Source organism: Nodularia sp. LEGE 04288 (assembly GCF_963896525.1).
Taxonomy (GTDB): domain Bacteria; phylum Cyanobacteriota; class Cyanobacteriia; order Cyanobacteriales; family Nostocaceae; genus Nodularia.
Window position 1 is genome coordinate 74,101 of the sequence record NZ_CAWQOY010000105.1, and the last position, 15,302, is coordinate 89,402.

The following is a 15,302-nucleotide window of genomic DNA, read 5'->3' on the forward strand; positions in this document are numbered from 1 at the left end:
GTCAACTTTACTAGGGAACACAATCAAGGTATCGGCTCAGGATTTCTGCGATCGCCGACGCATGGGGATGTCGTAGTAAGGTAAGATGATTGCCGGATACAGTATGTACATCGACACCACCTTTTACTAATTCACCCCAACCCCAAGTTTCATCTTGGTCAAGCTGGACATCACTTGTTTTCACAAGAATAGCTTTGCCATCATAAGATGGTGCTTTATATCGGTATAAAGCGTCACCATTCGCTATCCCTATCTGCCATAGACGAAGTATGACACGAACTTGCTCAAATCTTTTTATGATCTGGGGATTTTTGGTAGCAGAACGATGACCAAAAAATGACAGCATCCCTTTGATTAAACCTTTAGTCTGATCAGCACTTTTGGATTGCTGCAAAGATGATGGTTTAGTTGCCCTGACCTGAGTAATGTAATCGTAGATCAACGGCCACATATCCGGCACACTTACTATTAAACCAGCTATTCTCCAGAGATCCTCGGCTTTGTAGCCTGTTTTCAAATCAGGAGGAGAATCAAAGAGTACCAATAAATCCACTTCCTGATTTGCTTCTTTGAGACGAACAGCCATTTCATAAACAATGTAGGCTCCTAGTGACCAGCCAGCTAGTAAGTAGGGTCCTTGAGGTTGAACTGAACGGATGACTTCAATGTAATAAGCAGCCATGTCTTCAACTCGGTTCAAAGGCTGTTTCTCTCCCTGCAATCCTGGTGCTTGTATTCCATAGACAGGGTGATCAGAACCAAGCTGATAGACTACAGGGTAATAGGGAAAGACTATACCAGCCATCGGGTGAATCCAGAAAAAAGGCTGCTTGCTGCCACCTGGTTTGATGGGAACTAGGCAGGGATAAGAAGTGAGAGCCTCTTCAATATCCTGATTACCATTTGCCAGTTCTCCTGATGATTGATCCGGCTTTTCAATAATTTGGGCTAATTCTGCAATGGTGGAAGACTGGAACAGAACCCACAGTTGCAGATCACTCCCAAAAGTCTCCTGTATCTGAGATACAATTTGCGCTGCTAGTACCGAATGACCACCTAGTGTAAAGAAGTTATCATGGATACCTATTTTTTCCAGATCCAGTACTTGTTTAAAGATTTCAGCTAACTGACGTTCAACTTGATTGCGAGGTTCTGTTTGTTCAGAAACTTTCAATCCGGTGTAGGTGTGAGTTAACTGTTTCATATCAACTTCCCCTGAATCTGTCAAAGGCATTTCATCCAGTTGGACAAAATGGCAGTGAGTGGGAGTACCGAAGCGATCGGCTAGGCCGTGCTGAAGGCGATCGCTTACTTGCAATTGCTCAACGGATAATTCGCGAGTCTTGGCTGTAAATAAAGCAGTTAATTGCTGTAAACTGTGGCAATCTAACGTAAATCGCTGAATATGTGACTTGCCAGCATCCAATCCGATTAAAACATGGTTAGAGCGATGTGCTAAAGCTATCAACAAGGAATCCATACCTTGAGAGGGCGAAATAGCACAATATCCCTTGGCTTGACTGAGGTCTTTCATGGGATAGCCACGACTCATACCGGTTTCATCCCACATACTCCAACTCAAGCAATAGCTTTGCCAGGAACTATGTTGTCTTTGATAAGTACTAAAGGCTTCTTGGAAACTGTTAGCTGCTGCATAAGCGCCCACACCTGTACCTCCAAAGAAACTATTGACTGAGGAGAAGTGGATGAAGAAACCAGGATTCTGATTTTGCAGTAGGTGATGGAGTACCCAACTTCCCATTACCTTCTGTTGCAACCCAGCGATTAAGCTTTCTTTCGTTTCAGACGCGATTAGGTGTTCTGGCAAACCTCCCGCTAAATGAATCACTCCATCAAATTGAGTTTTCCACTGGGATGATACCAAATTAAGGGTCTGTTTCATGTCATCCAGATTACAAATATCAACAGCTTGATAGAGAACTGAGCCGGGAAGTTGTCTTAGCTGTTGATAAGCTTGAATCTTGGCTGAGAGTTTATCTTCACCTTCTTGATAATTCTCCCAGGTGCTTTCATCTGGTAAAGGTGTCCGACCAATTAACAGCAAACGAGCTTGGTAATGTTCTAATAAATACCTCGCAATCTTAACGCCAATACCTCCCAGTCCACCAGTGATTAAATAGACTCCACCCTTTGTAAAAGGAAGTTCTTGCTGTTCTTCTTCGGCAAAATCTGTCTTTTGCAAACGAGAAACTAAACGTTGTCCATCTCTGTAAGCGATTTCCGGCTCTGAACTCAAAGCAGAAAATTCTGCTAGTAAATGAGTTCTATTAATTTCAACCGCAGCAATGGGTAGATCAATATGGCGACAGTCTAACCAAGGTATTTCCTGTGGGATGGTTTTGAGGAAGCCCAAAACTGTTGCTTTTTCATAGGCGATCGCATCAGTTGGTAAAATAAATTGACTGCAACTAGCTACAAATAGCAACTGTACACAATCTTTTGTTTCATGCAGTTGCTCTATTGCTTTGACTAAAAACAGTAAGCTATAGAGTCCTTTTTGTTGACTAACCTCAAGAGTTTCCAGGTTAGAGATGCCATCATTATAGGTTTCATAATTCCAGAGATGGAAAATATGACCAATGGGATAATTGTTAGTTGCTAATGATTTTATTAAACGGTGATAATCTTTTTCATCAGCAGGATTGATTACATAATGTTTACTGCTAATTTGTACAAAACTATTTCCAGCTTCAACTTTGATGCAAGAATAATTTTGAGCTTCCAGTCTTTGACAAACTGATTGTCCTAATCCTAAATCATCAAGAAAGACTATCACCGCTTGTTTGACAGTAGAAATAGGATTAATTCGAGCCTGTTTCTGACACCAGACTTTCTGATAAAACCAATCAGGAATCGTATTTTTGCCTAGTTGAATGTCAATTTCTTGAATCAGCAAGCTAAAGTCACCAGACTCTAGTTTTTGTTTGAGTTGAGAACGCTGAATTTTGCCACTTGTAGTTTTAGGAAATTCCTGCCGTTCTACAGGAATCACATAAGTGGGACTAATTCCTAACTGAGCCGCAACTTCTCTTCTAATGGCTTGAATAACTGACAAGTTAAGTTGAGACTCTGTTTGCTCAGGCGAAAAGAAAATTGCTAATCCTTCAGTTCCTGTCAGTTGATTAGAGAATGCACAAGCACCTGCATAAGTGGGAGCTACACCTGCAATGCTATTGACAATATCTTCGATTTCATAGCAGTAATAATTAACTCCGTTAATGATGATTAATTCCTTCTCTCGTCCAGTCAAAACTAAATGACCATTCAGAATAAAACCCAAGTCTCCTGAATTAAACCAGCCGTCTCCAACAAAGGCTTCTGCATTAGCTTCGGGATTATTTAGATAACCAGGAGTAACGACTTTTCCCTTAATTTGAAAACGCCCCACTATCCCTTCTGGTAAAAGAGAATTTTCATGATCAACTATGCGAATTTGCACTCCCGGAACTGGAAGACCAAGGTCAGTAAACTCAATCACATCAACATGAGAATCTGTTGCTAGCTCTAACTGACCACCAACAGAAGATTTTTTAATCCCATAAATACCAGTTTCCTCGTTAAACTGATTTTGATAAGTCATGCAAGTACAGACTTCAGCCATACCAAAAGCTGGTTGCATAACTTGAGAAGAAATACCAAAAGATGCAACGGTCGCCAGAAATTCTCGCACAACTCTAGGAGTGACTTGTTCTCCTGCATTCATCAAGAATTTAACTGACGAGAGATCCCAATTTTTGCCGGGAGTCTTTACCAGTGCTTCACTAATTAACTTAAATCCAAAGTTTGGAGACCAACTGTGAGAAACTCGATATTGCTCAATCAAATCTAACCATTTTAAAGGGCTAGCTAAGATAACTGCTGTTTCCACTTCGATTTGTTGACAACCCAAATATGTATCTTTAAAGTGGCACGTTAATATAGGTACAACATGGTCAACTGGCAACCAATTCAGGCTAATATTTTCAGTTGCATATCCATTAATTTGTTTAGCTGCATGGATATGAGCAATGATACCTTGATGAGTTTCTTGAATACACTTAGGAACTCCTGTACTACCAGAAGTTAGCTGTAAGAAAGCTACTTCATCAGGGCGACTAGGATAAAATTCTGAGGTGGCTGAATAATTTTTTAACTCTGCTACAGAACAAATTTTTAATTCTGGTAGGTCTAGTAATGAACGCAAATTTTCCAGTGGTTCTATGAGAGAATCACTTGCTAAAATACATGGATGGTCGAGCAATTTCCATGTATTGTATAGCTTATTGACAACTCCATTTTTTTCTATGTAAGTAGGGGCTACAGCTATAGTTACAGGCTGAATTCCGCCGAGAATGCATCCCCATAAGGTGGGAAAATAATCTCGCAGAGATGCAATTTGCAGAATCACTCGCTGTCCTGGCCGCAAGCCTTGATTTTGCAAGCCGTTAAGAATACATTTCGCTTCGTCTAATAGGCTAGTGTATGTTTGAAACTCGTTTTCGCCTTTTGCCGAAATGTAAGTAATGCCTTGATTTTTGGATCGAGTTGCTGTTTGTATTAATGCTTCTGTTAAAGTCTGGGGAGCATCTTCGGGAATATTCAGCGGACCGCCATCACTAATTGCGGGTGTTGTAAATTCTGGTTTTTCTTTCGGGACAATACCTATAACAGAGGCAGTTTCAGCAATCGGTGAGGAAATTGCTGTGTTATTTGTTCCTGGTGGCAGTAGTTTTGCTAAGTGGAGTGGTGAGGGTGAAGGTGTCTGACGCGAACTCGCAATTACTACCGCTTGCTCAATTTCGGCATGGCTGTTTAATTGTTGCTGCCATTGTTCTAGAAGTTTGGTATCAATCACTTCTAAAGATGTCAAAACCTGCTCATCAATTTGCCCTGTTGCTGTCAACGGTAAATTCGATACTTGTACATAGGCAACTGGCAACATATAACCGGGCAAGTTAGCCTGCAAATGAGCATTTAAAGACTCAGTTAATAAGGATTTTGAGCCAACCATGTAAGCCACGAGTTTTCCCTCCCGTGCCAGAACATAACAATCTTCTATCCCAGAGATTGATAGTAACACCTGCTCTATTGTCTGGAAATTTATCCGGTGTCCCCCAATCCAGGCTTGCCGCTGTATTAATCCCAGTACCTCTAGAGATCCATCTCGGCGCAGGCGACCCCATCTTCCAGTTCTCAACAAACTTCCCAACAAGGGGTGTTCTAGAACCTCAGTGATAGTTTGTTCTTGCTGCTGCAAATAATTTCTATTTAAATGGGCATCACCAATATAAATTTCTCCTTCTACACCAAAAGGAAGTAATTCTCTATGATTATCTAATACATAAATTGGTGAATTATCTACCCATTCAGGATTAATAAATATATTGTTTTCAGCCTTGATAGCAGGGTCGTGACATACCATTAATATCTGCTGTCTTTCGGCTTCATTTATCAGCGGTAGTTGACTAACTTTTTGCTGGGGATTGGAAATGATTCCTGCTAATAAATTTTGGAAATGACCTGCCATCTGGGCAATAGTCTGTTCATCAAATAAATCGGTGTTGTATCTGAAAGACCCAACCAGATCCGAACTTCCTTCTGCCATCATCAAGTCAAGATCAAACTGTCCCTCCATCTGGGACATTTCGTAAGGTTTTAATTTAAATCCTTCTCGATCTACTTCACCACCTAATAACAATTGTTGGCTATACTCAAACTGCCGTAAGTTCTGCAAAACAAAGTTAAATAAAGCCTGAAATATAGGGGAACGGCTGGGATCTCGCTTTGATTGTAATCGCTCTACCAGTAAAGCAAAGGGAAAATCTTGATGCGCCAATGCTTCCGATACGCAGGAGCGAATTTGAGATAGAAACTCCTGAAAAGTGGGATTTTCTGAGAAATTCACCCGCATCACAACTGGATCGACAAAGTAGCCAACTAATGGCATAAATTCAGATTTAGTTCTACCTGAAGTGGGAACACCAACTAAAATATCTTCCTGTCCTGTGTAACGATATAGGAGAACCTGAAATGCAGCCAGCAGAACCATAGATTGAGTCGCACCTTCCCTTTGAGCAAGCTGTTTAAGTTGTTCTGTCAGCTTTGAAGATAGTGTGAATCGATGAGAAGCCCCGTTATAGGTTTGTATAGGTGGTCGTGGTCTGTCTGTGGGCAAATTTAGTACAGGTAAGTCTCCCGCCAGTTTTTTTTGCCAGTAGTTCCAAAGTTTTTCTCCTGGAACACTTGTCAACAATTCTCTTTGCCAACGCACGTAATCTATGTAGGAGTTCGTCAGAGGAGTTAAAGGTGGCTGAACCCCTGACTCTAGGGCAGGATAGATCATGATCATTTCTTCCATTAGTAATGGAAGACACCAAGCATCAATCGCAATATGGTGTACTGTTAGCAATAAAATATGTTCTTGTTCAGAGTGAGTAAATAAACGCACCCGCATTACCGACCCATTTTCAAGGTCAAAGGGTTGCTGGGATTCTTGAAAAACCCTATGATCAAGTTCATGCTCACTCCAAGTAGAAGCATTGATCTGCTGAAAGTCTGCTACCTGAGTTTGATGGGTCTGTTGAACTGGCTTGTTACCTTGTTTGGGAAAACTGCTACGCAACTGCGGATGACGTTCAATTAGAGTCTGGAAAGTCTTTTGCAAAGTCGTAACATTTACATGGGAACAGATACGACAGGTAAATGCCACATTGTAAAATCCACTCTCAGGTGCTAATTGCCACAGAAACCACATGGCTTGTTGACCATAGGAGAGGGGATAAATATTTAAAATATCTGGGAAATCATGGAGTACCTGTAAAATTTCAGTTTTGTGCTGTTGTATTTGAGTAATGACATCAGGAGTTAAGACAGACTGGGAACCACCAATACGCAGTTTTTCTCCGTCAAGTCCTAACTTAACTCCTTTAAAGGAAAGGTCTTGTAAAAATTCTACTAAACTCATAGTTCTAACTCAATCCAATCACTATCTTTGATGTTCTCTAGCTGAAATTGATCATTACTTTCTGGCTCCACTGTTTGATCAACATTGATCGGAGCTAGTTGATGGTTGAGTTGAGTTGATATAGTTACAATAGTAGCTCCTTCCATAAAGGTGGCGATAGGGATATCTAATTTAAAATCGGCTTGAATTTTATTTCGCAACTCCATGACCATTAAGGAATCCATCCCCATCGCAAAAAAGCCTTGCTCTGGACTTGGCCGTTGAGAGCCTTTGAATCCTAAAATTATTCCGACTTGCTCCTGAAGATAAGCTATTAATAGACTCAGGCGATCGCTTTCTTCCGCTGATTGTAGCTGTTGTATATTTGGTAAATATCGCTTTTGAGTCTGGACAGTATTTGTGTCAATCCAATATCGCTCTCTTTGAAATGGATAGGTTGGTAGTGCAACTTTCTGGTGGGGATAATCACGGTCAAATCCTGCCCAATGCACTTTAAATCCAGTGACATATAACTGTCCTAAACTCAAGAGCATCACCTGCCATTCGTCGAAACCAGGACGCAAAGATGGCAACCACAGACCCTCGCTATCTGGTAAACATTGATGCCCCATACCCAATAAAATCGGCTGGGAACCAATCTCTAAGAATACTTGGTATCCAAGCAGATGTAATGTCTGTATACTTTGAGCAAACTGCACCGCACCCGATAGATGATTCACCCAGTATTGTGCTGTTGCAATCTGTTCATCAGCAACTTGGCCAGTCACATTCGATACTATGGGAATTTGCGGCTGCTTATAGGTTACTTGATGAGCAATGGCTGAAAAATCCTCTGTAGCCATCAGCGGCACCATCTCGCTACCAGATGGTAACTGCTGCATTAATCGTCCCCGATGAGCAATAAGTTTGAGTCCATCTTCTAACCTGAACACCCCGGCGACAGTTGCAGCAACATATTCGCCGACATCATGCCCCATGACTGCATTTGGTTGAATACCCCAAGATTTCCAAAGTTGACACAGGGCATATTCTAAGGCAAATAAAGCGGGTTGATTATAGGCGGTTTGCTCTAATAATGATGATGCAATTTGTTCTTCGGCTTGGTCAGGATATAGTATCTCTAACAGCGAACGTTCCAGATAGGGGCGTAAAATCTCATTGCACTGCTCAATAGTTTGGCGGAATATGGGCTGAGTGTCGTAGAGTTGCCGTCCCATGTTGATGTACTGAGAGCCTTGTCCAGTAAATAGAAAGGCTATCTTCGGCTGCTTTTTACTTGCTTGATTGCTGAACAATCCAGTAGTATGGTTTCCTGTTGTCAAAGCAGCTAGTTGTGCGATTAATTGTTCTTTTGAATCAATTACAACAGCCAAGCGATGATTAAAATGCTCCCGTCCTGTATTCGCTGTATAACAAATATCTGCTAATTCTAGCTTTGGATCAGCCTCAAGGTGACTTTGATAGCGACTGATCAATGCTTGCAAAGCTGGTTCAGTTTTTGCTGATAAAGTTAATAAATCAAAAGCACGCTCCCGCAAATTTGAACTTTTAACTTGAGGAGGCGCTTCTTCTAAAATTACATGAGCATTCGTACCGCCAAAACCAAAGGCGCTAACTCCAGCCAGTCTAGGTTGTCCTTGGGCTGGCCATTTTTCGAGTTCTGTGGGAATTTGAATAGGAGTATTTTTAATTTTAATGTAAGGATTTAACTCTCTAAGATGCAGATGAGGTGGAATCTCGCCATGTTGTAGCGACAAAATTACTTTTATCAATCCGGCGATCCCTGAAGCAGCTTCCGAATGACCAATATTCGTCTTGACTGAACCAATCCAACAAGGTTGATTTACTTCCCTACTTTCCATCAGCACCGCTTTGAGAGCATTCACCTCAACGGCATCTCCCAAAGGTGTTCCCGTACCTTGAGTCTCGACATAGCTGATTTGTGATGGTTTAACCCCAGCATTTACTAAGGCTTGGCGGATAACTGCTTGTTGAGAAGGTCCATTGGGGGCTGTCAGTCCATTACTGAGTCCATTTTGGTTAACGGCTGAACCTCTAATAATCGCCTGAATATTGTCTCCATCCCTCAGTGCATCGGCAAGGCGTTTTAGGACTACAACTCCACATCCCTCTCCTCGGACGTAACCATCCGCAGCAGCATCAAAGGTTTTGCAACGACCGTCTGCTGCCATCATTTGGGCATGAGAGAAGGAGATTGTTCCTTCTGATGACAAAATTAGGTTAACTCCTCCAGCTAGACACAGATTAGACTCTCCACTCAACAAACTTTGGCAAGCGTAGTGAAGTGCTACCAGTGATGAAGAGCAAGCAGTATCTATGACTAAACTTGGTCCTCGTAGATTTAGTAGATATGACAAGCGATTAGCAATAATGCCCAAACTGGTGCCAACTGCATTGTAAGCGTTAATTTGAGCATTTTTCTTAGATAAAACTATCCCATAGTCATAAGTAGTAGCACCTAAGAAAACCCCCGTTTGACTACCACTAAGTTCTGCCGATGGTACTATTCCGGCATTTTCCAAACTTTCCCAAGCAACTTCCAAAAGCAACCTTTGCTGAGGATCTATACTGTCTGCCTCTTTGGGAGAAATTTGGAAGAAAAGAGGATCAAAGTAGTCTACTTGTTCTAAAAAGCCACCCCATAAGCTTTTTGATTTGCCAGTGGTAGGGACTACGGAATGCTCATGCAACGAGTCCCAATCAAATGGTCGTGATGATAGCTCCCTAATCGCATCTACTTTATTAGCTAAAAGTTCCCAGAAAGATGATGGACTATCAGCACCAGGAAAACGACAACCAACTCCTATAATTGCTATTTTTTCCATTTTTTAAATTGCTATAGAAAACTGATTAAAGGCTTTGATATTATTTTTGATCGCTTTCTTAATTGAACCTCCTGAAGCCATTACACGCATTTCCTTATTTACAGGCCACAAGTAGTCTAGTTGATATGCAAACTTACGTAATTCTGATAACAGTTTATTATGTACCTTCAGGTTGACATGAAATCCTTCATGCTCATAACATAGGCACTTTTCAATCCACTGAATTGCTTCCTGAGCCGACATATCAAATACAGGACTCTGCAAGAGTTTCATCAGAAAAATTATCACATCACCATCACTCAAAAAGCGGTTGGTAGATATTCCAGAAATAGCATTGAGGTTTTCGTGCTGTGCCTGTAAGATAGCTAAGTTGGCAATCCATTTTTCATATCTTGATGGCTTTGGTAAATATTTATGAAAGTCTCGACCAAGAAATAGAGAAGTGGTTGTATGAAAAGCTTCATCTAAAAAATGATAGTGAGATATAGCTGTTGGACTCGCTATAAATTCATTATTTTTATGCATTTTTTTGAAGTAGCAATGTATACCAAATTCATGGTTTTTCAATAGTAGATTAGCCATGTAGCGCACAGCATAAAAATTAGCAGCCAAGAATGGATAACTTCTCCAATTATCTGAAAAGAACTGTTTTCTTGATATATCTGATTTTCCTGAAAATCCATTAAAAAATCCGTTGGTAGGAAATGACAAATATTTATCAGAATCGGCATGAGATTGCTTTTTACCTGGGAGCATCATTGCGAGCAAGTTGGCAGCAGTGGATATATAATTGGCAGATATATCCTTTTTCTGCTCCCGTACAGTAGTCTCATCAGAAACGGGATTCACTAGAGCTTTTTTACCTAGTAAAGCTTTAGTAGTTTTATAATTTATTTGAGAAAAAGCATGAATATGTTGACGTTCTTGGTAAGTTTCATGAGCTAACAGTTCCACCAGCATTTTATGATCACTATTTGCAGCCATGAGACAATCTGCTGTGATAGTGTTGTAATGAATTAGCTCAGTTTCACTGTCAGCAACTCTCTTGTAAAACAATACCCAATGCAGGTGATTGAGTGCTAATTTTTGAGATAGAGAAGCTTGTTCATAAAGTGGTGTGCCATAAAGGATAGAGTGTTCTGGTTCACTCCAAAAAACATTACTGTTGGCACTATAGTTAAAGTTTCTATCTAGTTCTTGGATTTTTTCAGTGTAGTCTGAGTCAAGGTTATTTCCATAGTTCTTTTCCAAGAGAGGGATAACTTTATTAATTTGAGATATTGGTGAAGTATTACTGCTAGTAATCATGAGATGTTGCTACCTTTATGTTGTAATTGACGATGCTTACTTATATGGATTGTCAAGTATCTTGCTTTAACATCAAAGCTCTATAAAAACCCCCATACAAGAGAAGGGGAAATTATCTCAGAATCAACGCCTTATTTTGTAATAGAGAAGTTATTGAGTTTGTATCTTCTCAAGCATCCTCTTACAGTTTTTTAGTTTTCCTCAGCCACATATTCTGCTAACTTGGAGATTGTTGGGTAATCATACATGACTGTTGGTTCTATCTCTTTTCCTAACCAATTTCCTAAATCTCCCGTTAAAATCACTGCGGCTGATGAATCTAAACCATAACGCGCGAAAGTAGTTTCTACATCTACTTCATCGGGTTCAATTTCTAGTAAATCTGACATATAGTCAACAATCCACTCGCTAATTTTTAGTTGTGTAAATTGCTCGCTCTGTTCACTTGCTTTGTTGTCTTCAAAAAGTTGCGTCATTTTAAGAACCTCAATTTTTGGTATATATTACTGTATTCAAACCCGCATTTTCTGATTTTTAAGCTTTTTACTTTAAGTCATTATAGACTGATTTTAATTATCTAACTATATGAGGTTTTTCATCCTTATTTTATAATATTTTAGGCATTATTACAAAGATATTCATCAAGTTGATCTTGTTCTCCTGCCATAGTTTGCTCAACATTACCAATCATTTCTGTATACTGATTAATCAGATTTTCTACCTGATTAATATCCACTACAATTTCTTCGGATAGATTGTCATTCATAGCATTAGCTATTTTTGCCTGAAAATTTTGTTGACCCCACTGTTCTATAAGTTTTAATTCATTTGATGGCTGACTTTGATCAGACTTTTGTATGCAAGCAAGGACAAATCCCCATGCAGCCACGTCACCCAACTTTTGAGATAGTATTTTACTCAGTTTCTTATTACTACTCCGAGATAGGTTTTGCTTTTTCAGATAAGAGGCACAATATTCAGCCGTGTGTTGTAATTTATCGCTGATTTCTGTAGCTCCTAGAAACTCCTTCAGAGATGAACAAAGTTGCGAGGTGTGGTATAAAGCTAACAAGCCCAAGTGCATTTGTAAAGTTTCAGTAGGCCCTTCAAAGATCCGAAACAAACGAGCATCTCGGAAAATTTGGGGTGCAATATTAGATTCGATATAACCCCGTCCACCTAACAACTGAACAAGATTATCTGCTGCTTGCCACATTAATTCGGGTGCAATAATCTTTGTTACAAGATAAGCTTCTGGAGGAACAGACTTTCCTTCATCTAGCGGTGTAGTGATAGTGTTCACCAAGCACTCAACCGCGCCAATTGCTGCTGTTAAATTACTAAGACGTTGCAAAGTAATTTGTTGATGTATTAGCCGTTCCATACCAATTGAACGACGGGTTGCGTAACGAAGCATAAGTTGAGCGCAGCGCTTCATTCCCCCAATACACATAACAGCAATTCCCAATCGTCCTAGTTGCATTGCGTCCTGAGCCACTGCAAAACCAGAACCAATTTCACCTAAGACATTTTCACGATTGGCTTTTACCTGCTCAAGGTGAACGGTATTCTGAACCATACCTCGCATTCCCATAGTGGGAGCTTCAGCACCTTGCCTCAATCCTGGGGCATTTTCTGGTATGGTAAAGGCTGTGACTCCCAAAGATTCGCCTTGTTCATCTATAACGTGAGCAAAAGTATTGATCATGGTTGACCAAGATGCAGAACCGCTCCAAATTTTGGTTCCACTTAGTAACCACCCGCCATTGTCATCTGCATGAGCTTCAGCCTTGATGGCTCTGGGATTAGATCCCGCACATGGCTCTGTAATGGCAAAGGCGGCTAAATCTCTGCCTTCAGCTAAATTCTTTAAATAGGTTTCTTTGATCTCAGGTGTAGCATACTTAAGAATTGGATAGACTCCTAAAGCATTGTTGACACCGACAAATGAAGCTAAATTGAGATCAATAGCTGCAAGTTGTTCCACAATTTGAAACATATCGCGGTAGGTTAAGCCAAGACCCCCAGATGATTGAGGGACGAGCATTCCTAATAAGCCCTTTTTGCCAAAGTCTAGAACGATATGGGGAGTTATACACCGTCGCTCGTCCATGAGCCTGGAATTAATTCGTCTTTGGGCATAGTCACGTAACCAATAGATAATTTCTTCTGCACGTTGACGACTTGAACTTTCCCAGGAGTGGCTTTGACTATTGAAGTGCATTAGCTTTTTCACCCTCCTTGATATTCGCTTTTTTCAAATCAGGATTAACTTCCTGCACTTTTGTGAGGAGGGAGTTAACATCATCTGCCAACTGTGGAAATGTATCTTGGTTATGAGGACTTCTACTAGAGTTCTCCAGCACATTCAAACTGCCATCTAGAAACCCACGCCGACAAGCATGGCGCTGAATTTTCCCACTAGAGGTCTTGGGGATACTCCCAGGCTTAATTAAAACTGTGGCATACACCTGTAAGCCGTGGTGATCTATCACTGCTTCGGTGATATTGCCGACGACCTCTTTTATATCCAACCGCCTCAAAGAGGTTCGTTCCACCTCTTGAACAATAACTAATCGCTGTTGCCCTTTTTGCTCTACTGTAAAGGCTGCCCCACTATTTAATCGCAGTGCTGGATGACTGTTTTGAACCGTTAACTCAATATCCTGGGGATAATGATTTTGTCCGCGGACAATAATCACATCCTTGAGTCTTCCTGTAACAAACAACTCTTCGTCTTGCAAAAAGCCTAAGTCTCCGGTTCGGAGAAACGGGCCTGACGCTCCTAACGCTTCTCTACGAGATGCTTCGTCGCGATCGCTAACATCTTTGTCTGACAGATAAGCTTGAAAGGTTTCGGTTGTTTGCTCTGGTCGTCTCCAGTAGCCAGCAGCCACAGAAGAACCCGACACCCAAATCTCTCCCACTTTACTGGGGGGACACAGAGTTAAGGATTCGGGATCGACAATAGCGATTTTCTCATCTAACCAGGTTCGGCCACAGCCAACAATTGTTCTAGTTCCCTCGTCAGATTCAGCCGCCACTACCTGATTTTCCTCAAGGGCTGCTGCTTCTAGCTCATACAGAACGGGGGGAGATGTTTTCAAACCTCCGGACACGAATAAAGTCGTTTCAGCCATACCGTAGCAGGGATAAAATGCCTCTTTACGGAAACCACACTCGGCAAAATAGTTAGCAAAGCGCTCTAATGTTTCAGACCGGACTGGTTCGGCTCCGTTGAAAGCAACTTCCCAACTGCTCAAGTCAAGACGAGAAAGTTCTTCAGGAGTAATTTTGCGGATGCAAAGATCATAGGCAAAATTTGGCCCACCACTAGTAGTGGCTTTGTAACGAGAAATAGCTTGCAACCAACGCAAAGGCTTTTGCAGAAAAGCTACTGGTGACATGAGAATGGAAGGTATACCCAAATATAGGGGCTGCAAGACATTGCCAATCAATCCCATATCGTGAAATAAGGGCAACCAACCGACGAAAATTGTTTTCTCTGTATGTCCGAAGCCGACCTTGATCGCTCTCTGGTTGGATAGCAAATTCCCATGTGTTACCATCACTCCCTTTGGCGTTCCTGTCGAGCCAGAAGTATATTGGAGAAACGCCAGGGTATCCCTCTCTAGTCTTGGTGCTTGCCAATCTGAACTGAGATTACTGTCGATGTCATCTGTGCTTAACCAGTGCATAGTTGGCAATTCTGGATTTTCAGCCCATTGACTGACCAAGTTGGCTAACAAGTCTGAAGTAGTCAATACTACCGTTGCTTGAGCATCTGTGGCGATCGCCTGCAACCTCAAGAAGTTCATATTCTTTCTGGGTGGATATGCTGGAACTGCTACAACACCTGCATATAAACACCCCAAGAAGGCAGTAATGAAATCTAGACCTGGTGGATACAACAGTAACGCACGTTCGCCAGATACTCCTAGAGACTGAAGATGAGATGCGATCGCCCTAACTTTTTGGTCTAGTTCTCCATAAGTCAGGTTGATTTCTTCAGTTTCTCCATCGCGCAGAAATGTGTAAGCACTCTGCTGTGGTTGATTCTGCGCTCTATAGATCAGTAACTCTATTAATGTTGAAAATTTCTCTAGAGGATTTGGCGAATCGGTCAAACGAACATTCATAAGCCAGTATTTTACGGGTTAGAAAATAACGCGAGCAATCAAAAT

The 15,302-nt window shown here is 41.2% G+C and carries 6 protein-coding genes; all 6 read right to left on the reverse strand.

The genetic code is table 11. From position 1 onward, the window contains the following. Positions 1 to 10: 10 nt before the first annotated feature. The 6 genes from AACX33_RS11305 to AACX33_RS11330 all read right to left on the reverse strand — a co-directional run bounded on the left by AACX33_RS11305 (position 11) and on the right by AACX33_RS11330 (position 15,257). On the reverse strand, positions 11 to 6,964 hold the full coding sequence (locus AACX33_RS11305) for a condensation domain-containing protein (RefSeq protein WP_194003099.1): 6,954 nt from the start codon (positions 6,962 to 6,964) through the stop codon (positions 11 to 13). Then, positions 6,961 to 9,810 carry a type I polyketide synthase gene (locus AACX33_RS11310; RefSeq protein ID WP_194003097.1) on the reverse strand — a complete coding sequence of 950 codons (2,850 nt, stop codon included), beginning with the start codon at positions 9,808 to 9,810 and terminating at the stop codon, positions 6,961 to 6,963. Before AACX33_RS11310 ends, AACX33_RS11305 begins: the two co-directional genes overlap by 4 nt. A gap of 3 nt (positions 9,811 to 9,813) precedes the next feature. Continuing rightward, positions 9,814 to 11,118 carry a hypothetical protein gene (locus AACX33_RS11315; RefSeq protein WP_194003095.1) on the reverse strand — a complete coding sequence of 435 codons (1,305 nt, stop codon included), beginning with the start codon at positions 11,116 to 11,118 and terminating at the stop codon, positions 9,814 to 9,816. Positions 11,119 to 11,309: 191 nt separating this feature from the next. Next, positions 11,310 to 11,594, reverse strand: coding sequence for an acyl carrier protein (locus AACX33_RS11320; RefSeq protein ID WP_194003093.1), 285 nt, complete (start codon positions 11,592 to 11,594; stop codon positions 11,310 to 11,312). Positions 11,595 to 11,734: 140 nt separating this feature from the next. Then, positions 11,735 to 13,342 carry an acyl-CoA dehydrogenase family protein gene (locus tag AACX33_RS11325; RefSeq protein ID WP_194003091.1) on the reverse strand — a complete coding sequence of 536 codons (1,608 nt, stop codon included), beginning with the start codon at positions 13,340 to 13,342 and terminating at the stop codon, positions 11,735 to 11,737. Next, complete coding sequence (locus tag AACX33_RS11330; RefSeq protein ID WP_194003089.1) at positions 13,329 to 15,257, reverse strand: fatty acyl-AMP ligase; 1,929 nt, start codon at positions 15,255 to 15,257, stop codon at positions 13,329 to 13,331. Before AACX33_RS11330 ends, AACX33_RS11325 begins: the two co-directional genes overlap by 14 nt. Positions 15,258 to 15,302: the final 45 nt, after the last annotated feature.